The sequence below is a fragment of the Paraburkholderia phymatum STM815 genome (assembly GCF_000020045.1).
Lineage (GTDB): Bacteria > Pseudomonadota > Gammaproteobacteria > Burkholderiales > Burkholderiaceae > Paraburkholderia > Paraburkholderia phymatum.
The window spans coordinates 163,811-185,454 of record NC_010627.1; the positions used below are offsets into that span (position 1 = coordinate 163,811).

Here is a 21,644-nt window from a genome sequence, read left to right on the forward strand (position 1 = left end):
CGTTTCTCCGTATTTAGGCCGGTCGAAGCCCCGCTGGTGGGTCCGTAATTGCTCCGCCGGCCCTCTGGTCTTACTTTGACCGCAAGGCTTCAATGTCGGGCGCGTCGAACCTCGTCGCGATGACGTAGTAGTTGTCGAGAAGCTTCCAGATGGTCGTATGTCGCCGCAGTCCCCGTTGGAGATCGTCGGCTACCTGATGTCGCTTTCCTGATACAGCACTTCGGGCAGCGGAAAGCCGCCGCCAATGGCCTTCGAGATCAGGGGCGCGTCGGGCACGATGCCCCGCCAGCTCTAACGCGAACATCGTTCAGGTCCGGCCGAATCCCGTCTGAATCGTCGATCAGCTCGCATTCTATCAACATGACAAAGCCGTCGGCCTAGTTGCGGCGCATCTGGTCGAGATCGAACAGATTCAGGGTCGAACCGCCCTGACTCGGGCCGACCGGCTTCGGCGGCACCATCGGATCGTCGTTGTCCTTCATCAGGTTGTTGTCCTGATGGTACGCGCCCTGCACACCTTGGATATAGTCGTAGCGGTTCGACGTGACAGCCTGCGCCGTATCCCAATCGTTGATGATGACGGGACGCAGGAACACCATCAAATTCGTCTTCGTGCGGCTCTTCTCCTCCGAACGGAACAGTTGGCCGATCCACGGGACGTCGCCAAGCAGCGGCACCTTGCTGTTGCCGTTCGAGTAGTTGTCCTGCATCAGGCCGCCGAGCACGATGATCTCGCCATCGTCGGACAGCACCGTCGACTGCACCGAACGCTTGATGATCGTCACGCCGCCCGGATTGTTTGTCGACGTCGGATCGACGGACGAATCCTCCGAATAGATTTGCAGCTTGATGATGCCGCCGTCGGTGATCTGCGGCTTCACGTGCAGCACGATACCGACGTCCTGACGGTCGAACGTGTTGAACGCGGTCACGGATGTCGCGGCGTTCGCAGTCGGCGTCGCGTACGAACCCGTGACGACAGGCACGTTCGAGCCGACGACGATCTTCGCTTCCTCGTTGTCGAGCGTGATCAGATTAGGCGTCGACAGGATGTTCGCATCGCTCGATTGCGACAGCGCCTGCAGCAGGCCGCCCAGACCGAACACATTGCCGAAGCGGTGCAGCAGGCCGACGTTCAGGCCGTTGTTCAGCAGGTTCGTGCCCGTCGTCGCGAGCGCCGCGGCCGGGTTGTTCGCGATGATCGCGCCCTGCGCGGTCAGGTTCACGATGCCCTGGCTGCCGTTCGAATTGAAGTTCGAACTGCCGTAAAGACCGTTGTTGCCGCCGTTCGACAGCAGCGCGCCCTGCCACTGGATGCCGAGATTCGCGCTCGACGTCGCCGACAGTTCGACGATCAGCGCCTCGATATACACCTGCGCGCGACGCGAGTCGAGCTGGTCGATCACGCTGCGAAGATTGCGGTAGACGGGGTCGGACGCGGTGATGATCAGCGAGTTCGTCGCCGCATCGGCCTGGATCATGCCGCCGGGCTGGTTCTCTTCGTTGCTGCCGCCGCCGAGCGGATTGCTGCCCATCGACGAGGACGACGAACCGCCGAGCGAGCCGCCCGGCAGCGGAGGCTGGCCCGACGTGCCCGTCGACGAGCTCGTGTTGCCCTGGTTGAACGTGTTCGCTGCGTTGCCGCCGCTCGACGACGTCGATTCGTTGCCGCCCTTGCCGAGCATGCCGCGCAGCGTCTTCCCGAGGCGCACGGCGTCCGCGTTGCGCAGCTGCACGACGTGGATGTTGCCGGGCTGCCCCGTTGCAGCATCCAGTTGCTTCGCAAGCGACTTCGCCGCCGCGAGGCGCGCTGCGTTCGACGCACGCAGCATCAGCGAATTCGTGCGCGGATCGGCCTGCACGGAGACTTTCAGCGTCGCGTCCGTATTGCCGATCGAGCCGGGGTCGAGCATCTTCGACATCTGCGTCGCGACGTCGATCGCGTTCGCGTTCTTCAGCTGGACGACCTGCACCTGCTGGCCGGCCGCCGTATCGACGCCCGCGATGATCTGCGCGATGCGGCGCACGTTATCAGCGTAGTCGGTGACAACGATCGTGTTGTTCGGCGGATAGGCCGCAACCGTGTTGTTCGGCGAGATGAGCGGACGCAGCACGGGCAGCAGGTTGTTCGCCGATTCGTTCTTCAGCTGAAAGACCTGCGTGACGACCTGATCGCCGCGCGCCGCGGGCGCATTGCCGACGTAAGTCGGCACGCCTTGCAGTTTCGCGTCCGCTTCGGGCACGACCTTAAGCACGCCGTGATCCTGCACCAGCGAAAAGCCCTGCATCCGCAACGCGGACTGCAAGGTCTTCAACGCCTGGTCCTCCGGAACCGGGTTCTCGGAGACGAGATTCAGCTGCCCTTTCACGCGCGGGTCGACGATGATCGTCTTGCCCGTCGCCGCGCCAATCGCCTTGGCGACCTGGTCGATGTCGGCGTTGACGAAATTGAGCGTCACCTGTGCGTATGCAGTGTGCGCGGTGATCAGTCCAGCCAGCAGCAACGCCGTTGCCATGCGAAGTAAAGCCATACGATTTGTTCTCTTGAGGTATAGAGTGAATGCCGATTCGGCGGCAGTCGATTCCACGCGCGCAGCGCTTACAGGCGCATTGTCACGTTGCCGCGGTGGTTGCCTAAAAATGAGTAGATTAAGAAGCCGGGACGCTGCGCGTCGGATTTTTCAGTCTCAGTTGAGTTTTCGCGACATCGAAAAATTAATGTTCGAACGCGAGGGTTTCGACATACGCGCCTAGACGGTGTTAGATCCTATGGAGCAGGAACGCCGGCGAGCCGTGCTTGGTCGCGTTCGTCGGGCGCTGCCTCAACCACGTGCCCCATCTCGAAGAAGTACGGCTCGAGGCCGGGGATCTTTTCAGTGACGGCAAGCACGCGCGGACCGAGCGGGCCGACGTAGCCATCAGCGACGTCGAGAGCCCCTACGAGCCATCGAACAGCGTGCCGATCCGCTTCATCATCACGATGTAGGGGCCCAGCCGAGCGCGGAGCCGATCGGAAATACCGGCGCGGGATGTTCAGGCGGCACTGTCAGGTTGCAGGAGAGGTGTCGGTAGAATGAAGCAATGAAGAAGACCGAATCGCCTTATCATGGCCACCGCTACGCTGTCGTTATTAGCTGCGCCGTTCGCTGGTACTTCCGGTTCAACCTGAGCCCGCGCGACATCGAGCAATTGTTGCTCGCGAGTGGGGTGTCGTGGCCACGTACGAAACGATCCGTGGTTCCGGATCCAACGATTCTGGTCGACCCGTTAGCACGATGAATCTCCCCATCGTAACAGGGCTTACTCGTTCTGATTACACCATCGCGACACATCCCATCGGAACGCTATCTGATCATCTTTCGCAGCTTCTGCAGAGTCTTTTCTGCCTCGACATCATCGGTGTACATATCCGTTCGGTACTCTTCTGCTCTGGCGCCAACGGCACGTTTGCTGTTTATAGTGGTAGTTGATGTCGATGTGGACAGGCCGCTTCCTGCACACATGGTGCCCTCGTTAGGTAATGTGCCTTGCAGCAGGTAGTCTGCCATGTAACCGCTAACGCATTCGCTGCGGGTGAACGCAACTCCATGGTCGTACGTCGTGCTCTGAACCACAAGCCGTGAATTTTTCAATACGGCGGCAGTCGCGCGCGCTCCCGACAGAGGGGTGGGGCCATCGTTTTCGTCCTGCAGCAGGAGGAACGATAGCATCGCGGCACGAACAAACGATGGCGGCTTTCGCGCACTGAACGGCCAGTACAGACACGGCAGATCCGAATACATACCACCAATAAGCGGCGCAGACTGCGCAAGCGCATTTCCGAGGTCGGTCCAGTACTTCTCGCTGGGGTGGATCAGGGCTCCATCATTGCAGACGACGGACCAGTACGTGCCGTCCGTGCCGTCGAGATGCACAGATTGTGTCGTCCCGGAAACTGCGGCAGCGTATGTGCTAACCGCGTCCTTAGCTTTCTTTTGCGCGGTAGCTTCTGCGTCCTCACTCTCTTGTGGAAAGAAATGCAGCAAGGCTATCTCGCGTTGGAGGGCATCGGAGGAAATCATTGGATTCGCCGTAAGTACCTTGTTTATTCCCTTGGCCACCGCCAAATCTGCGACGACGTCATCTATCTGCCATTGAGCATACAGCGAACGAGACATGGTCTCGCCAAGCCAGCTTGTGAGCCACGCAAGACCGCTCCTGGCGATCTTTTTGACGTCGTCCGCGTTCGAGCCCAAGCCGAGTACGTCGTTACGGGCAGCGACATAGGGGGCAACGATCTCATCCAGTATCTTTTGGAATGCAGGAGCCTGGGCGGGGGAAGTCTCGGCCAATGGAAGAGTAATATCCACGACGCTATCAAGTATCATACGACCGGTACGATCAGGAAACAGGCTGGCATAGCGGCCCCCGAGAGCCGTCCCGTATGACGTACCATAGTAGTTCAACTTGTCGTATCCCAGTGTCACACGTATAACCTCCATGTCTCGGGCCGTGTATTCGGTATTGATGTATGAGGTCAGAGGCGTGCCACCACAAGCGGAGGCGACCTCGCGGCCATCAATCATCTGTGCGCTGTTTGCGGCGGCAGAACGGTCGGTGAAAGGGATAAATCTCCGGGTAGCATTAGAGTTGCATACCAACTGGATACTGGAGCCCACACCTCGTGGATCAAATCCGATCAGGTCGTAGGCATCCGACAGCTGCAACAACTTTTGACCTACAGGATTTGCCGAATTTCCAAGAAGCCATAGCTTCGACACGCCCAAAGGCATATTCAGCCCGCTCTCACCTGGTCCACCTGGATTCATCCATATGGCGCCCAGCCGGCTCGCAGGCTTGCCTGCATTCACTCTCAGGACGCCAATGCCGGCGCTGCCCTTGGAAACATCATCGTAATCCAGCGGCACCTTTACCGTTGCACATCCAGCCCTGCTCGATAGCTGATTCAGCAAGTCGCTGTCGAGATCCTGAAAAGTGTCGGAGCTGCAGGCGTGCCAAGATATTGCCTGCTTATAGTACGGCGCGAGCGCGGCATCGACGCCTGAATCACCCGACGCGGGCGTGGCATCGGCGCGTGAGCTACCGTCCGAGCCACCGCAACCATAGAACCCGACTGCAATCAGAGAAATCCCGAAAATTCCAATGTGTCTTGCTGTCTTCAGCACTTTCGCTATCCGATCAATCATTAGTCGGCCCTGAATAAAGCGTTTTGTCTGTCGTCGGCGTCAGACGACGGGCGTTGTCTGAACGACAGGAGCGAACAACGCGAGAAGAACGAGGGTGCAAAAAAGCCGCAGCTTCCTGAGGATCATCCGCAGGTTGTGACCTGCACCACACAGCACGGCGTGCATCGCGTCGCCTAGTTTCCCCTTGAGCCAGTTCCGGTCGAGCTTCCCGTCTGTCTTCATGTGGCCGATAGCTGGTTCGATTGCACTGCGCCGTCTGATCATCGCGCGTAATCCGCGTGTGATGCCTCGTCGCAAACCGGGGTGGTAGATCTTCACGCCGTCGACAGCAACACCCTTGTAGCCACGGTCGACGACGGCGATTTCCGGCGTGACGTCGCTCAGGATCGCCGCCTGCTCGAGCGCTTCTGCAAGTGTGTGCCCGTCGTAGGGATTGCCGGGCATCGAGCGCATTCCAACGACCAGACCTTCCTTGTGCGTCGTCGTGATCGACACTTTCACCCCAAACTCATACGGCGTGCGCGCCTTGCCTTTGGCCAGGCACTCCACCTCTGGCGCATGCAGTGCGTAGAGCTTGTTTTTGTCCTTGGCCTTTTGCGACAGGATCCGCTTCGTGCGGCCAATCAGTTCTTGCAGGGCCGGGCGACTGCCGTCGGACACCGCATCGATCTGCCGCTCCACGTCACGCATCACCCGACCCACGCGCGAGCGCAACGTACGCAACACCTTCTTCATCCGTTTGTACTGCTTGGCATGGGCGTATCGGCCAATCTGACGTGCCAGGTGTGGCGCCTCGCGGTTGTAGTTCTGCCGCAGTTTCAGGCCGTGACGCGCTGCGGCCTTCACCAGATGTTCGCGACATCGCTCGAGCAGGCGAGAATCGGTGGGATGCGCGATCGCCTTCTGCATGACTGTCGTATCGACGATTACGCGTTTCACGCTCGCAGCCTTGATTACACCGGCACGCTTTGCGGCCTCGATTGTCTCGGCCAGCAGTTCTTCGACTCCCGCCTCCCCGAGCCGCTTGCGCCAGCGCGTCAGGCTCGAGGGGTCGATCGGCGGCTCAGTCTGCAGGTACGTTTCGCCCGTAAAAACCTGATTGCGGTAGGAATGCCAGTTACCCGACACCCCCCGCATAGATCCGAACGTGCCCAATTCAGGCATTCGGCTCCCACCTCGGGTGATTGACGGCAAATCGGCGATCTGGCCAGGCATGAAGAATCTGCGGTTGAGGCAACCACTCGTCTGCCAGCCGCTGAATACGCTGCCACGTCATCGTGTCCTTCTGACTGCGACGCCGGAGCGTCCGCCGCCAGATGTTCATAATGCCGTGCCTGAACGCACGCAGCGACCGGATATTGGTCGGAACGGCATGGTACGCAAAGTAGCCCCGAACGATCTGCGCCAGCCATCGCCCTTGTGAGGCGATCGGCTCGTGCATACGCAGGCGCATTTGCTCCTTGACCTGCTTGAGCTTCGCGCGCAGCCGGTCCTTGCGGCTCTTGCGTTTGAGCTGGAAACTGCCGTTGAGTGACGTCCCACTTATGTGGGTAAAACCCAGATAAGCAAACGTCTCCGGCTTCCCCATGCCCTTACGCCTTCGCCGCTCGGCGGCATACCGCCCAAACTCCAGCAGACGGGTCTTCTCCGGGTGCAGCGTGAGGTCGAATTCCTCCATGCGTTGCCGCAGGTCCTTCAGCAGCAGCAACGCATCTGCTTCGTACTGGAAGCCCACCACCGTATCGTCCGCGTAGCGCGACACAATCACCGTGCCGCGGGCCCGCTGACGCCGCCATCGCTCTATCCACAAATCAAAGACATAGTGCAGATAGATATTGGCGAGTAGTGGGGAGATCACCGAACCCTGGGGCGTACCGGCCTGTACCGACATCAGCCGGCCATTGTCCAGCACCCCAGCATCGAGCCATTTGCCGATCAGGCGAATGACTCTCGGGTCCGCCACCCGATGCTTCACGAAACGGATCAACCATTGCCTGTTGACGGTGTCGAAAAAGCTTCGAATGTCGGCGTCCAGAATCCAGTTCACCGGTCGCCACTGAATCGCGGCAGCCAATGCGTCGAGCGCATCATGCTGGTTACGACCCGGGCGAAACCCGTACGAGAAGCCGAGGAAGTCTTCCTCATAAATGGCGTTCAGAACATCAACCATTACGCTCTGCACAAGCTTGTCTTCCAGTGCAGCTATACCCAGCGGCCTGAGACCTCCGTCGCCCTTGGGTATATAACGGCGCAGCACTGGCAGGGCACGGTAGCTCCCTGTGTGAACCCGCTTGTGCAGGTCCCGGAGATTGCTCTCCAGTCCCGCTTCATAGCTTTGCCACGTCATGCCGTCAACTCCCGGCGCCGCCTTACGTTTGAGCGCATAGAACGCAGCGCTCAGCCGCTCGACTGTGACGTGGTGCAGCAACGTCGTGAAACGCATCTTCTTATGCTGTCTCGCCAACTGCCGTACGCGATCCAGTCCCTGTGACACGCTTCCCCGGTTCTGCGCCCGGCGCGTGCGATTCTGGTTCGCGTTTCCCTCGGTCCCCGCCCTTGGCTCCACCCACTCCGCAGCCGGTTTCCCGACCTTGTTCGCAGGCTTTTTCGCTACTACGGCGGAGTCTGACTTCTCACGTCCGTACATCATCGGCTTCGGCTCCTCACCTTCCCGACGCGGACCTGGCCAATACCGCTACAACGCCAGGTCAGACGTGAGATCTCCCGGTTCCCGTGCAAGGCGCTTGCGTGCATGCCAGGTTCTACGACCACGCCGGATCGGCAGGCACTCGCGATGTCGCGCCCGCTCGTATTGCCTTCCACGTACTGGAGCGCGTCGGCATCCGGGATATAAACCATTTCGTGGCTCCATGGCTGGCCTACACATTCCCCTGCCGACGCTTCGCTGACCTCCTCGCGGATGCCCGCGCACGGCTCGGGGGCGATGTGGCTCGCTATGCCTTCATCGTAGTGGACTCACACCACCTACACCTTGCCGGTCTCCCGGCGCACCCAGTAGGGGTTCTCCACCCATTGCCACACGACCTCTTCGTCAGACAGGTCGAACGCGTGTTGCAGATACAGCAGGCCAGCAATCAGTCTGGGGGAAGTCGCGGGTCGTCCCTTGCGCGACACGAAGCTCTCGCTCATCGATGCGCCCAGCTGATCCCACTTGATCAGGTCGGCCAGGCGAACCAGCGGATGCTTCAGATTGATCTGTTCACGCAGCGGCTGCCGGAAGAAATCTCCCTCTGTCACAGGCGTCTTGGGACCCATCCGCACCTCGCCAGGATTTGCAGGATTTATGCATGAATATGCCAGGTCCCTGCAATTCCCACAATGCCATTTCTGCCGAATGGGTTCACCGCACAAGGCTTTTCGGATTGTTCAGGCCCAACTCATTAGTCTTCCAAAGCTAACATCGCCTCTCAATCAGGGTAAAAGTACCATCGTATTTTTAACCTTGAATCGGACAATTAAATTGATTCATGTCAATGGTTAGATGCGGAACAGTAAATTCATTTTTAGCCTTTTAAGATCGATATAAATATATTTTATTTCGACTTAAACAATATGGACTTCATATCACGAATGAGCTACAGGCAGCACCTGTACATCACACGTGAGGCGAAGCTGTGTCGCCGATAGTAGAAACTAGGCCGAGCAAATCCCCTTTACAATGAGGATAACTTACATCGCAAGCTACGATATCTCACGAGGCGACGCACGACTGATCTATTCTTTTGCTCGCCCCACGCCTGATCACTTTTCTTGCACGCACGTGTGAACGTGTCAGCTCAATACCCATCGTCTGCAGAATTCAAAGACGGTCTCATTCATGAAGCCAGAATCGTTGTCACAATCGAGGCCGCGTAGCGGAAATGGCACGACTCGGCTAACCCGTTCGATATGCTCGGCAACGAGTGCACGGCTTCGATGTGGCATGGCCAGGCATTCGGCGGGTCGCGATATCTGTCATCACGAAACTATGCACGAAGTCGCCGTCGATCTTGGTGCCACCACAATGCTCGACGAAATCAAGCTCGAGATAGCCGGGTAGCTCATTATTCGAGCAGAACTGGATCGTAAAGTCTAATCGCTTCAACGCGACATGCGGCAGTTGCAACTCGAACACGACCTGCTAAAGAAGGCCAACGAACTGTTAAAAAAGACCCGGTCGTCGACCTGCAGCTCCTGAGCAGCCGGGAGAAGTCGATGCTGATTGATGCCCTGAGACAAACCTATGCGATCCCAGCACTGTTCGCCGTTCTAGGTCTTGCACGTAGTTCCTACTTCTACCATCGGGCGCGACTGCTTGTCGCTGACAAATATGCGGGCGTGCGTCTCACCATCACAGAGATCGTCAATAATGGTCATCATTTCTGTCAGCGGTCGAGCTCCGCCTGCGCAAAATATGCGGGCGCCTTGCGCAGAATCTTTGGTCTCCCGCAGTTTCACGACCTCCCGCTCCATATCCTTGATGCGCCGCTGGTCCGGCTTAAGCTATCGAAAAGCACATGCAACCTTCTTCCAGCTCTCGCCTAATATTCAGGCACGTTCGGTTCTAATGCTGCAGTCCTGTGCGACAATGTATAGCATATTTCCCACTAATTTAGTATATCGATGTAATACTCAGATGAGTCAGCAAACACGCTTTTCTGGATGTACCGCATTTCATGCGGACCTGAACGCAGCGGCCAAGTCCATCGGTTACCATTCGTATTAGCACCGGTAACCGCGAGAGATGCGGCGGCACTGGCACGTCGCAAATCAAACGCAACTGCTCATAACGAGATCGCACCTTGATATGCCGATGCGAAAGTGAGCCCACCGGGTGACCACATCGCGCAACGGCGCCATATCTCGCGGTGCCAGCCGCGCATTTCTTCCCGGGCCTATGAGACCGAGTTCCTGACACGCTTCCGAAACGGCAAAACAGCGCTTACCCGATAAAAAAGCAATATCGAGTTCGCGGGAAGTCTTTCAGATCATCGGCGACGAACGAGCAATCGTGGAAAGCCGCACAGCGCATGATCGGTTTCATCGGAGACGATGTCAGTTTAAGCGCTTTTGCGACACGAGGAAAGTTCAATTAGCCGTAACAGAGAATAGATGTTTCATTTAATGGCTCTGACTCAATTCGTGATTGTGGATTGAGCACGATTACTCTTTCTTTGTGAGATACATCGTTCGTCGGGCTGCACCGCAACGCACGAAAAAATTTCCTGTTCAGGAAACGGAATAGAACTGCTGATCCAGAGCGGCGGTTCGGTGATGACGCGTAGCGCGGCACATTCAGTGGACGCCGCGATAACATGTCGACTGTCATTTCTTGCGGGTCTTGCCTGTGGTTCGTGAGAGTTTGGTTTCGTGTTCACGCTTCATTACCTTCCGCTTCGATTGCCCCGCGACTGCAGACGCAATAGTTGGGCCAGGGCCACGAGACACAGGAGAGGATCTTCCGACGCATTGCTGATCGGGCTGGTTGATGGCCGTCCACCCTCCAAAACACTTGTGGGATTTTCTGCCAAGTGTCGGTTGTCGGATTGGTGTTGCACATCCGACAATGTTGGATGTCCAACACCATGGATTGCCGCGACGATGGCGGATTAAGGCGGCGACTGTTGCGATGACCGGTTAGGTCCGCCCTGTGCGCATCAATTCGATAAGCGAGCCGGTTGGCCGAAGCAGGCACAAGCGCTCGGTGAGCAGAGTGCAGCCATTCGACAATAACGCGCTGGACGAAACGATTAATGACCTTTAGCGACATAGTCATTCACGCCGTTAGATCCACAAACTGCCGAACTTGCGTAAGCGCCCGGTGAAGGCACGGGAGCGAGCTGGCTAGCGGCGATCAGTCAACGGCGGGTGCTCAGCGATGCGGTAGTAACTGAGCGATGTCGTCGGCTCGTTGAGTGGGCAATCGATTGAGCACGTCTTTCAGATAGACCAGGGATCATGGCCATTGAGCTGCGCGGTTCGAATCAGGCTCATGATTGCAGCGGCACGTTGCCCGGCGCGCAGCGAACCCGCAGCCAGTTCGGCCGATTGATGGCCCAGGGACGGATCTGATTTTCCAGTCAACGGCCGCCTTCTTCTGTTCGGAAGAGTACTTCGGCTTCGAACGCACGTAGCCCGACCGCAGATCATGACATTTTTCATATTCGTGATGCCAGGACTTCAGAGAGTTCTTCGTCGGGTACCCGAGCTGATGAATGGTCGCTTCAATGCACGTTTCTAGTTTTATGTAGAGACGTAACTCGGGGAGGGGAAGCGCCGACGATGTATTCAGTAAAACCTAGTCATGCATTGATGGCGATCAAAGGCGCAAAAAAACCCTTTCGCTATACTGCACATTAGGCGACTCGGGTGTGCTGTTTGTTTTGATTTTTACACGCTCCTTCCGAATAATTTGCATGCCATGGAGGACATTTCAAAAGACTCTTCGGAACATTGAAGATGTCAACCGGCAAACTAGGTGGCATCCTATCGTCAGCACTCCATTGTAAATGTCGACGCGTCTTTCAAACCATATGCGCAGACGACGAAATCCGGGAGCCATGCATCAATACGCCCGGCTACCCAGCTCACCCTGGAGAGGCTGCGGTCGAAGCTAACGGGTTTGGCACTGGATTAACAATCCCGGCAGTTCTTCTTGAAACACTCTCTGACTGAGAAGCGGATGTTGAATGCACAGAAGTTTTACATCGACGGCATCTGGGTCGCGCCGTCGGGCGACGCGCACCTCGCCGTTGTCGATCCCTGCACGGAAGAGGCATTCGCGCAGATCGCGCTCGGCAACGCCGACGACGTGGAGCGCGCGGTGACAGCCGCAAAGCGCGCATTCGCGGCGTTTTCGCTGACGCCGCTGACCCAGCGCGTCGCACTGATTCGCCGCATACTCGATGCTTATACGGCGCGTTACGACGAGATGGCCGATATCATTTCGCGCGAGATCGGCGCGCCGAAAATGCTTTCGCATACATGGCAGGCCGCGCTCGGCAGACGTCACCTCGAAGAACTCCTGTGTACCTGCGAGCGCTTCGCGTGGCAGCGCAAGAAGGGCACGACTCTTGTCAATTACGAGCCAGTCGGCGTGGCCGCGCTCATCACGCCATGGAACTGGCCGATCAATCAGATTGTCTGCAAGGTCGCCCCCGCGATTGCCGCCGGCTGCACGATGGTGCTCAAGCCGAGCGAGATCTCGCCGCTGAACGCCGTGCTGTTCGCCGAGATTCTCGATGCCGCGGGCGTGCCGCCGGGCGTGTTCAATCTCGTGAACGGCGACGGCCCGACTGTGGGCGCGGCGCTCTGCAGTCATCCGGACGTCGACATGGTGTCGTTCACCGGGTCGACGCGGGCGGGAGTGGAAATCGCGAAGCTCGCGGCGCCGACCGTCAAGCGCGTGCATCAGGAACTCGGCGGTAAGTCCGCAAACATTCTTCTCGACGATGTGGACCTGGAAGCCGCCGTCACCTCGGGCGTCTATGAGTGCTTTGGCAACAGCGGCCAGTCGTGTAACGCGCCGACACGCATGCTGGTGCCCGCAGCGCGGCACGACGAGGCCGTGCGCATTGCACAGCATGCGGCGGCCTCTCACTGTGTGGGTCCCGCGAACGACGACCGCACCATGATGGGCCCTGTGGTGAGCGACGTGCAATATACACGCGTGCAACAGCTGATCAAAAAGGGCATCGAGGAAGGCGCACTGCTCGCAGCCGGCGGGCCCGAACGTCCCGATGGGCTGACGCGCGGCTACTATGCGCGGCCCACGGTATTCGCAAACGTCGACCCTTCGATGACGATTGCACGAGAAGAGATTTTCGGTCCAGTGCTCGCCATCATGCCGTATCGCGACGAGGAAGACGCGATCGCGATTGCCAACGATACACCGTTTGGACTTGCTGCATACGTTCAATCCGCGGATCCGGCGCGCGCCCGGCGTGTGGCGTTCCGGCTGCGCGCGGGCAGCGTCTATCTGAACTATCCGGCGTGGGACGCGGGCTCGCCGTTCGGCGGTTATAAGCGATCGGGAAACGGCCGTGAATATGGCGAGTGGGGTCTGGAGGCGTTTCTCGAAGTGAAGGCTATCGTCGGCTATGACGATCAGGCGGGACCCGGCACGCGCGGTGACGTGCGCGCAAACTGTAGCGGGGCATGAAGGCTCATTGGCCTCGGGGTATCCAAGGCGCTGGTTGAGCGCGCCCAAACGCTGATATCGCCTCAAGAATATCTCGAGGAGGTCTGCCATGAATGTTCCGGCTTCAGAGCATATCCAGTGGCTCGTGAGTCTTTCAATGCTCCACCAGGTTCGCGCACGGGCACGCAGTTATGCGGGGCAAGCCAAGCTTTGGCGTCACCCCTATGCCGAGGCCCGCCCGCGTGGGGTGTGCGCAAATTCGTCTGTCTGGTTCACCGCGTACCCGAGCGCGGTTATAGCCGCGCCGGGACAGTCGGTACTCCAGGCATTGGGAAGCGAGACACTGTGGCGTTCGTTGTCCTCGATGGGTATTAATGCAATTCACCCGGGTCCAACCAAAGTCGCCGGTGGTCTTAATGGCGAGCGCTTTACCCATTCGGTAGACGGCAACTTTGATCGCATCGGCCTGGAGATCGATTCCAGATTCGGTACAGAAGAAGATTTCATAGCAATGAGTCGCATGGCGGCAGCGCACAACGCTGTTGTCATTGACGATGTCATTCCTTTGCATACTGGCAAAGGCCCCGACTTCCGGCTCGCTGAGATGAATTACGGGGACTATCCGGGCCTTTACCATATGATCGAGATCATGCCTGGCGACTGGAACCTTTTGCCAGACGTACCGGGAGGAAAAGATTCCATCAATCTGCCGACTGACGTGGTCGACACCCTGAAAAGCAAGTGCTACATCGTTGGCCAACTTCAGCGGGTAATGTTTTTTGCGCCAGGCGTCAAGGAAACAGACTGGAGTGCAACCGCGCCTGTATATGGCGTAGACGGCGTAATGCGCCGGTGGGTATACCTTCACTACTTTAAGGAAGGTCAACCGTCACTAAACTGGCTCGACCCAACATTCGCCGCCCAACAAATCAGTATCGGTGATGCTCTGCACTCCCTGGACGTCCTCGGCGCTCGCGGACTTCGCCTAGATGCCAACGGCTTCCTGGGCATCGAGCGAAGACCACACGGCAATGCATGGTCGCAGAGCCATCCACTCGCGGTCGCGGGCAACCAGCTTCTCGCCGGGGCGATTCGTAAGGCCGGTGGGTTCAGCTTTCAGGAACTCAATCTCACCCTCGACGACATGGCGGCAATGTCCAAAAATGGCGCTGACCTGTCTTACGACTTCGTCACACGTCCTGCGTATCAGCACGCACTTCTGACGGGCGACACTGAGTTCTTGCGACTGATGCTACGCAAAGTCCATCAGTACGGCATCGACCCGGCGTCTCTCATTCACGCACTTCAGAACCATGATGAACTGACGCTGGAGCTCGTACATTTCTGGACGCTACACGCTAACGCAACTTTTATTTTCCAAGGGCAGACATGGAACGGCAACACCCTTCGAGAGCATATCCGGGAGAAGATGTACGAGCGCTTGAGCGGCGAGCATGCACCCTACAACCTTCCTTTCGTGACAAACGGCGTGTCTTGCACGACAGCCAGCGTCATCACTGCGGCACTCAATATTCGGGACCTGGACGCCATAACGCCCGGGGACAGAGACAATATCCGACAAATTCATCTTCTTCTTGCGATGTTCAATGCTTTGCAGCCCGGCGTTTTTGCAATATCGGGGTGGGACCTTGTCGGCGCACTGCCCTTACCCATTGAGGCCGTCGAGGAGCGAACGACTGACGGAGACACGCGCTGGGTACAACGCGGTGCTTATGATCTGACGGGAGAAAACCCGCATGCATACACATCTGATGAAGGCATACCGCGCGCAGTGGCCTTGTACGGTACGTTGCCGGAGCAGCTCGCCGACCCTGCCTCTTTCGCCTCGCAACTCAAGCGTCTCCTCGCTGTGCGTGACTCGTACGGCATTGCCTCGAGTAGGCAAATCGAGATTCCTGACGTTGTCGCGCCAGGCCTCCTAGTAATGGTTCACGAACTTCCTGGAGCGAAAGAGACTCAGATTACAGCTCTGAACTTTGGCGCAAGCACCGTCGATGAGACTATTACGCTACCCTGCACCGCGCCAGGACCTGTCATCGACATGCTCGCCGATTCTGTTATCGGTCACCTCGACGAACTGGGTAAGCTGCGAATACTGCTTGAGGGTCACCGAGGTGTATCACTGAGAATTGCGAGTTCTCTTTCCATTTGACGTGCATTAAGGGCGCACACCCGGCAATATCCCGGCAGCAGCGCTTCAGAAAAGGTCTCGACACGCGTTATCCGAAAGAACTGTCGGGCGGCCAGCGCCCGCGCGTCGCGATTCGCGCGGGCGCTCGCGATGCGGCCCGAGTTGCTGCTGCTCGACGAACCGATGTCGAATCTCGACGCGAAGCTGCGCGAGGAAATGCACATCGAACTGCGCGCGATCCAGAAGCGTCTCGGCATCACAACGATCCTTGTCAGGCACGATCAGGTCGAAGCGATAACGATGAGCGACCGCATCGCGCACGCCGTACGATGCTTACGAGCGCCCCGCCACGCCGTTTGCATCGACATTTCTCAGCCGCACGAACACGCTGCCCGGGGAAGTGCTCAGGCGCAATCCGCGCTACTCGGAAGTCGACGTCGCGGGCACGACGCTACATGTGCCGCACGAAGGCCGCGACGTGCAGGGCGCGGCGCACGTGTACATCCGTCCGGAGAAAATGCGTCCGACGAACGGCGGCGCTCGTATGCACGGACGCATCGTGACCCGCGTGTTCATCGGAATCAATGGCTGCTCGAAGTCGACACCGAGTTCGGCAAGCTGCATATCGCGCAGCCGAACTACGGCGCGCCACCGCCCGAGGAAGGCCGCGAACCTACACGCTCAAAAACTACGCCGGAGTACTGAGCGATCCGTACTACGGCGAGATCTTCCCGCGCACGGCGGGCCTCGCGCTGACCTTGACGCTGCTGAGCGTGCTGCTCAGTGTCCCCGAGACGATCATGCTCGCGCGCATGAAGCTGCCGTGGCAGCCGCTGTGTCTGTCGATCGTGCTCGGCCCGCTCCTGATTTCGGTCGTGGTATGTACGCTCGAGTGCCCGCGCCGTCAAGCATATTGGGCTAAGGCGCAAGCGAGCCACGATTTCCCCGCGCCGGTTGCGCCGCTGATGAGCACGCTTTAGGCAGTTTCGACCCAATCGCCAGGTGCGAGGCTCGTGAGCGAGCGCGGATCCACGTCTCGGCCGGCACGAGTGTCGAGGTCTTCAATTGCGGCCAGCGGACATGGTGATGTCCGTGTGGCGACGCTGCAAAAGCTCGATCCCCAGGTCGAATGGGCGGGACTGTCGCTCGGCGGCTCGCCTCTGCGCGTGTTGCGACCGCGTGGTGTTGCCGCAGATCATGCCCGGCATGCTGTCCGGCTCGATCATCGTGTTCGCGCTGTCCGCGTCCGCTTTCGCGACGCCCGCGCTGATCGGCGGCCCGCCGTCTGAAGGTCGTCGCGACGGCCGCCTACGACGAGTTTCTCGGCACGCTGAACTGGCCGCTCGGCGCGAGCATCGCAGTGCTGCCGCTGATCGCGAACGTCTCGCCGAACGCCGCTTCAAGCACATTTTCGAGTGACGCGATGAGGATGACGCCATGAAACAGAACGGATTCTGGGGCCTGCTGTTCAACGCGCTGTTCCTCACTTTCATCCTCGCGCCGCTCGTCGTCGTGCTGCTGGTAGCGTTCACCGACAAGGGCTTCATCTCGATGCCGTTCGACGGCGCGTCGCTGCGCTGGTTTCGTGCGATCCTCGACAACGGCGACATCGTCCCGGCGTTCTGGCTGTCGGCTCGGCTCGCGTTCGCGGCAGCGATGATCGGCGTCGCGCTCGCGATCGCGGTACCGCTCGCGGGCCGCGCCGCACTGATGAGCTTCTTCCTCTCGCCGATGACGATTCCTGCCGTCGTGCTCGGCATCGCATTCCTGCGCTTCTCGCTGCTGTACCTGAGCGGCTCGTTCCGGGCACCCGTCGCAACGCACGTGATCATCGCGTTTCTGTCTGAGGCCAACGCGAGGTCAGTGCCGGTCTGGCTGCTTCCGGACAACTTCAAGAACCACAGCAACCTCGTGGTCAGTCTCGGGAATGTTACGCGTTGGCTTGGCCACCAGGCGGAGGCGCTCCGTGCCGAGATTTTGCCGGTTTCGCGGCTGCGGAAGTGCTGTACAGCGACGTCGCCTCCTTGAAGGGCGTTGCGACGGGCAATCCCGGCATCGGCAAGGACGGCGAACCTACCGAAAACTTCCAGTCCGGCATGGAACTGCTTGCGAAATACACGCTGTTTTGCGAAGGCGGGCGCGGGCATATGGGCCGCCAGCTTTCGGAGAAATTCTGCTTGCACGTTGTCACCTTCGAACCGCCATCGAGCGTACGAGCTGTATTTGGCAGAAGATCGCGCAATGTCGGATCATAGATACTGACCTGAAACATCTTGGCGATCGGCACGAGGAAGGTCAGCATGAGGACCAGCATCACGGGCGCGACCAGCAACAACGACTTGTGCGTCTCGCGCCGCCGTGCTTTTTGAACGCGCGTTTTCAATGCGGCGCCCCACTGCTCCTGAAATGAAGCGTCCTGGCTGTGCGTCTCGGCCATAGTCATCGGGCTCATCGCTATCCTCCTATTGCCAGTAGTGCACGGCTGTCAGCCGAGCGCCAGCCGATAGGCAGCGTCTGCCCGGCCCGAAGGGAACCCAGACTCGACGTATTCGCCAACCTGCATCCCGCCCACTTCGCGCAGATCGCCGCTTGTGGCATCCGGCGTGCGCTCGAGCAGATGGCACATCCGGTCCAGCGCATCGCGCGACACACCCAGCTCGTCCACCATGCGTTGTCGCAATCCATCGACTAGACGTGCCGCGTCGAAAGCGGCACGCTGTGGCGGCATGCCGGCATCGCCCGGCTCGCAGCCAGCAGCCATGCCGGTCAGGTGCGGATCGATCACCCGCGCCTGCACCCATTGATCATCCAGGCCCAGACGCCTCGCCAGACGCAGGAGCATACCGATGCCGGGCTGGATGACATCAACGAGCGCACGGCGGCTGAGAAATGCGGTGGTGGGTCCAAGCGCGGACAGGCGCTCGATCGCAAACTGAAAAAGCGAAAGCAGTACATGGCTCACCGCAGCACCATCGTGCTCGAGCAGTCGCGAGAATTCGCGCAGCTACAGCGTGGATCCCCGTTCGGTTTCGAGATCGGCCTTGAGCGCCAGATAGCCGTTCGCCTTGTCCCAGAAGCACAGGTCCGCACGTTGATCGTTTTCGCGCAGATGCGCCGCCAGCAGCCTCGCCTCGCCGGGATACGGCACGTAGACAAAGTCGTAATGAAGAAAGCGTTCATCACCGGTTTCGTCGTACAGGACCATGGCCGCGGTCACGCGCGAATTCCCGCCCTTCGCGATCACGTAGCGCGTCTCACCAGGACGTCGGGTTACCGTCACGATCTGCTCGATGCCGTTTGCGCGGATCGACTCCTTGAGTTCCGCGATACGCTCGTGCGACGCGCGCCGGGGATTGCGCTCGTAGACCATCACGTCGGTGATCCTGAGCCGGATCACCGACGTCAACTGCCGATCGGGCGCCTGTGCGCCCGGCGGCGCCACGTCAAGGCGTTGCGCAGAGTCTTCGCGCGCCCTGATGAGCGACTTTCCTGACGCGCTCATGCGACCGCCCCCCTTTCCGCCGTCGCCCGTCCCCTCATCGTCCGTCCCGACGTCAACCAGCGTGCGTCGCGGTGCCCCGGCATAGACATTCGCCAGCGACGGGAACAGTTCCCATGCAAGACGGTGCATGACGTTCCATGCGGAATTGTCGAACTGCCTGCGACGATCAAAGTCGTGAACGGGAATGCGTGCCGTCGCAGCCGCACAATAGGCGGCGGCGGATGGGATGACCGTGTCAAGTATTCTCACTTTCGCATGGTCTGCAAACTGTTGCCGCAGAACAGCCGAGAGTGCCCTGGCGTTGGTGGTGCGCTCGTGCGCATTGATCAGCGCGAGCAGATCACCCGAGCGAAACGACTCGCCAAAGTCGGCCAGCCGGTTCAATTCATCGAGCATCGCGATCCTGCCCGTAGCGAACTCCCCGGCACTCAGCGCATCCGGCTTGACAGGCGACACCATGATGTTGGCGGCCATCGCCGCGGACTTCTGCAACTCGCCCACCGCGCCCTGCGTATCGATCAGCACGACGTCATAGGCTTCCATCAGCGGACTTTGCATCGCACGACGCAGGATCATCAGCCGATCCTCACGGCGGTTGAGCCAGGCCTGCAGCCCCGCGTCCGGTGTGTCGGAATAGACGAGATCGAGATTCGAGAAGATCGTGCGGCTGATGCAGTCCGCGGACGGGTTGCCGCCGGGGGTCACAACAGCGCTCAGACCACGCGGTGAACGATAATGGACGGGAAAGAACTTGCTTAGACTCGGCTGGACATCTGCATCGATCGCGAGAACCTTCAGGCCGAAGGCTGCGAGCAGGCCGCCCAGATTGGCGGCGACGGTCGTCTTACCGACGCCGCGTTTGGTGGAGACGAAGGAAATAACAGCCGGCACGGTGGGATAGCCAGTACAGCGTCATCGTTTGAGCGGGTAACAGAATCAGAAAGAAGCCGATCAGGTTTTGTGGTGAGACGGCCCGCGTTGATCCGGGGCAGCAAAATCGTCAGCGTCGCGCGCGTCAGTGCGGGTCAATTGCGAGGCAATCCACTTTTCATACTCGTCTACGGGAAACAGACGCCGGCGACCTACGAGCAGTGACGGCTGCATCGGCAGCCCCAGCGTCAGGCGATTGCGCGCGGTCGCGGGCGCGATATGCAGCTCGCGTGCAATCTCTTCCAGCGTATAGAACCGCCCGCTCGTCACTCGGCCTCCGCGAACATGACGCCTATGGGTCCGCGGCCATCTGCGTTCGTCCAGTCTTGTCCATTACTCGAACGTTCCCATAATCAAGGTACAAAATCATCGTAGGAATGTGAGGCCCACATGTCAAGCAGCGCGGATCACGGGGACTACCACCAGCGCATCGTGCAGGTTCGTGAGCACCTCGAACTGTCTCAGGAAAAAAATAGCCCGGCAGCTCGGGCTCTCCCTGCGTGCGTATGCGAACTACGAGCGTGGCGAACGTGCGGTCCCGGTCGAACTACTACGTGCGTTGTACGAGCAGTTCTCGATCGATCCCGCCTGGCTACTGACGGGCGACGGCAACATGATTCTCGATCGTGATGTGCGGTATCGGCTCGACCAGAAGACGCTCGATAGCGGTCTGGTCGCCGTCGCGCAGATCGAAGCGCGCCTTGAAGTCCCGCTCGACCCGAAAAGGAAGGCGCGACTCATTGGCCTGCTCTACGAACAGTGTCAGCTGCTGGGCGATAGTGCCGACGATATCCTGAAGGACTCGCGCATCAGTCGGCTGACGCGTTAGTTTCGCTAAAGTCAGCAACCCCAATAATTCCGCAATGGTGTCTGTCGACCATCGGCCGGCCATTAATCTTCGGACGTAGCGTTTTTCAACGCATGGATGATCATGCCTGCGATATCGCAATCGGTAGTGGAGAAATGCAATGGGACGTCGGGAAGAGATCAGCGAGGAACTCGATCAACTGGCGGGTGAAATCGAGAAGGATATTTTGCGTCGGCGCGTCGAGCGCCGCGCATCTGCCGTCGATTCCCGAAACGCATATCCGTCTTGAACTTTTCGTTACACAGCACCCGCCCTCCGGCTTTCGGATCCATATCTCGATGGAACCGCGCGATGACGCCGAACCATCATAGCGGCGCGCGTCTCTCGCCCCGCCAGGCACTGGTCCTGGAAATCATGCCTTGATCGATTGCTCGGCCCGGGTGGCCGCCATCGGCACGCGATCTTGCTTCGATTTGCTGAATCAACGACCGTGTTCCGTTAACTGCCATCCTCGCGGTTGTGGGTGCGATATCCAGCGACCATCGTTACGGAAGGCACTGCGTCAGTCCGGGCCAAGATCGGGCGCGACGGGCAACGCGACAACTGGCGCGGCAACCGCGACGATAGCTTGTCCGCAACGCCTTCTTCGTCATACTGCACGACGTTTCTCAGTTCAACCAGGAATCGAACAGAGCGTCGATAACAGGGATCCCTACAGCACGGCCCGCCGGATTGCAGGAACCCGATGCAACTTCGTGATGCTCCGCGAGCAAGGCGATCCAGCGCGCACGCCCCTGTCGAAAATGCAACCCGCTGAACATTTGCGCAAGCACGTTCGACGCTTGCACATGTTTCGTAAGATCAAACTCTGTGGTCGGTGCCCCTGCGCTTCCATTCCTCCTTCGCATTCGCTGCGGGCGACGTGA

The 21,644-nt window shown here is 59.1% G+C and carries 10 protein-coding genes and 13 pseudogenes; 12 read left to right on the top strand and 11 right to left on the bottom strand.

Annotated elements, in window-relative coordinates:
* Positions 1–377: 377 nt before the first annotated feature.
* Complete coding sequence (gspD, locus tag BPHY_RS36635; protein WP_012406529.1) at positions 378–2,531, bottom strand: type II secretion system secretin GspD; 2,154 nt, start codon at positions 2,529–2,531, stop codon at positions 378–380.
* Between the two features lie 266 nt (positions 2,532–2,797).
* On the opposite strand from gspD, the gene BPHY_RS42320 reads away from it, so the two are divergent.
* Complete coding sequence (locus tag BPHY_RS42320; RefSeq protein ID WP_041766561.1) at positions 2,798–2,986, top strand: hypothetical protein; 189 nt, start codon at positions 2,798–2,800, stop codon at positions 2,984–2,986.
* 95 nt (positions 2,987–3,081) lie between these two features.
* Positions 3,082–3,236 (top strand): annotated as a pseudogene (locus BPHY_RS43635) (IS6 family transposase); the annotation flags it as partial.
* A gap of 108 nt (positions 3,237–3,344) precedes the next feature.
* On the opposite strand, the gene BPHY_RS36645 reads toward BPHY_RS43635, so the two are convergent.
* The 4 genes and pseudogenes from BPHY_RS36645 to BPHY_RS36660 all read right to left on the bottom strand — a co-directional run.
* Complete coding sequence (locus BPHY_RS36645; protein WP_233445432.1) at positions 3,345–5,165, bottom strand: alpha/beta fold hydrolase; 1,821 nt, start codon at positions 5,163–5,165, stop codon at positions 3,345–3,347.
* Between the two features lie 60 nt (positions 5,166–5,225).
* Positions 5,226–6,284: pseudogene (locus tag BPHY_RS36650) on the bottom strand (IS5 family transposase); the annotation flags it as partial.
* 58 nt (positions 6,285–6,342) lie between these two features.
* Positions 6,343–7,836, bottom strand: coding sequence for a group II intron reverse transcriptase/maturase (ltrA, locus tag BPHY_RS36655; RefSeq protein ID WP_012406532.1), 1,494 nt, complete (start codon positions 7,834–7,836; stop codon positions 6,343–6,345).
* A 362-nt stretch (positions 7,837–8,198) separates the two neighbouring features.
* Positions 8,199–8,462, bottom strand: a pseudogene (locus BPHY_RS36660) (transposase); the annotation flags it as partial.
* Positions 8,463–9,282: 820 nt separating this feature from the next.
* Here BPHY_RS36660 and BPHY_RS41535 point away from each other — a divergent pair.
* Positions 9,283–9,563: pseudogene (locus BPHY_RS41535) on the top strand (IS3 family transposase); the annotation flags it as partial.
* Positions 9,564–11,058: 1,495 nt separating this feature from the next.
* Here the strand turns inward: BPHY_RS41535 and BPHY_RS40755 are convergent.
* Both BPHY_RS40755 and BPHY_RS42980 read right to left on the bottom strand, forming a co-directional pair.
* Positions 11,059–11,266 (bottom strand): annotated as a pseudogene (locus tag BPHY_RS40755) (transposase domain-containing protein); the annotation flags it as partial.
* A gap of 4 nt (positions 11,267–11,270) precedes the next feature.
* Positions 11,271–11,478 (bottom strand): annotated as a pseudogene (locus tag BPHY_RS42980) (hypothetical protein); the annotation flags it as partial.
* A gap of 390 nt (positions 11,479–11,868) precedes the next feature.
* Between BPHY_RS42980 and BPHY_RS36670 the strand changes: the two are divergent.
* From BPHY_RS36670 to BPHY_RS44095, 4 genes and pseudogenes are all read left to right on the top strand, one after another.
* The gene (locus tag BPHY_RS36670; RefSeq protein ID WP_012406533.1) at positions 11,869–13,347 is read left to right on the top strand and encodes an aldehyde dehydrogenase family protein; all 1,479 of its coding nucleotides are present in this window, start codon (positions 11,869–11,871) and stop codon (positions 13,345–13,347) included.
* 88 nt (positions 13,348–13,435) lie between these two features.
* Complete coding sequence (gene treS / locus BPHY_RS36675; RefSeq protein WP_012406534.1) at positions 13,436–15,499, top strand: maltose alpha-D-glucosyltransferase; 2,064 nt, start codon at positions 13,436–13,438, stop codon at positions 15,497–15,499.
* Between the two features lie 50 nt (positions 15,500–15,549).
* Positions 15,550–16,183, top strand: a pseudogene (locus BPHY_RS36680) (ABC transporter ATP-binding protein); the annotation flags it as partial.
* Positions 16,138–16,369: pseudogene (locus BPHY_RS44095) on the top strand (ABC transporter permease); the annotation flags it as partial. The pseudogenes BPHY_RS36680 and BPHY_RS44095, both read left to right, overlap by 46 nt.
* 16 nt (positions 16,370–16,385) lie before the next feature.
* Here the strand turns inward: BPHY_RS44095 and BPHY_RS44470 are convergent.
* Positions 16,386–16,556: pseudogene (locus tag BPHY_RS44470) on the bottom strand (ATP-binding protein); the annotation flags it as partial.
* A gap of 19 nt (positions 16,557–16,575) precedes the next feature.
* Between BPHY_RS44470 and BPHY_RS44105 the strand changes: the two are divergent.
* The 3 pseudogenes from BPHY_RS44105 to BPHY_RS40765 all read left to right on the top strand — a co-directional run.
* Positions 16,576–16,897, top strand: a pseudogene (locus BPHY_RS44105) (ABC transporter permease); the annotation flags it as partial.
* Positions 16,898–16,915: 18 nt separating this feature from the next.
* Positions 16,916–17,311: pseudogene (locus BPHY_RS36690) on the top strand (ABC transporter permease); the annotation flags it as partial.
* Positions 17,312–17,314: 3 nt separating this feature from the next.
* Positions 17,315–17,658: pseudogene (locus BPHY_RS40765) on the top strand (electron transfer flavoprotein-ubiquinone oxidoreductase); the annotation flags it as partial.
* A gap of 305 nt (positions 17,659–17,963) precedes the next feature.
* Here BPHY_RS40765 and BPHY_RS43645 read toward each other — a convergent pair.
* The 3 genes and pseudogenes from BPHY_RS43645 to BPHY_RS36710 form a co-directional block, all read right to left on the bottom strand.
* On the bottom strand, positions 17,964–18,440 hold the full coding sequence (locus BPHY_RS43645) for a hypothetical protein (protein WP_012406535.1): 477 nt from the start codon (positions 18,438–18,440) through the stop codon (positions 17,964–17,966).
* A gap of 582 nt (positions 18,441–19,022) precedes the next feature.
* Positions 19,023–19,871, bottom strand: a pseudogene (locus BPHY_RS42330) (ParA family protein); the annotation flags it as partial.
* Between the two features lie 60 nt (positions 19,872–19,931).
* The gene (locus BPHY_RS36710; RefSeq protein ID WP_012406537.1) at positions 19,932–20,180 is read right to left on the bottom strand and encodes a hypothetical protein; all 249 of its coding nucleotides are present in this window, start codon (positions 20,178–20,180) and stop codon (positions 19,932–19,934) included.
* Between the two features lie 172 nt (positions 20,181–20,352).
* Between BPHY_RS36710 and BPHY_RS36715 the strand changes: the two genes are divergently transcribed.
* Both BPHY_RS36715 and BPHY_RS43955 read left to right on the top strand, forming a co-directional pair.
* On the top strand, positions 20,353–20,739 hold the full coding sequence (locus tag BPHY_RS36715) for a helix-turn-helix domain-containing protein (protein ID WP_233445433.1): 387 nt from the start codon (positions 20,353–20,355) through the stop codon (positions 20,737–20,739).
* Between the two features lie 139 nt (positions 20,740–20,878).
* On the top strand, positions 20,879–21,007 hold the full coding sequence (locus tag BPHY_RS43955) for a hypothetical protein (RefSeq protein ID WP_267896373.1): 129 nt from the start codon (positions 20,879–20,881) through the stop codon (positions 21,005–21,007).
* Positions 21,008–21,644 lie beyond the last annotated feature (637 nt).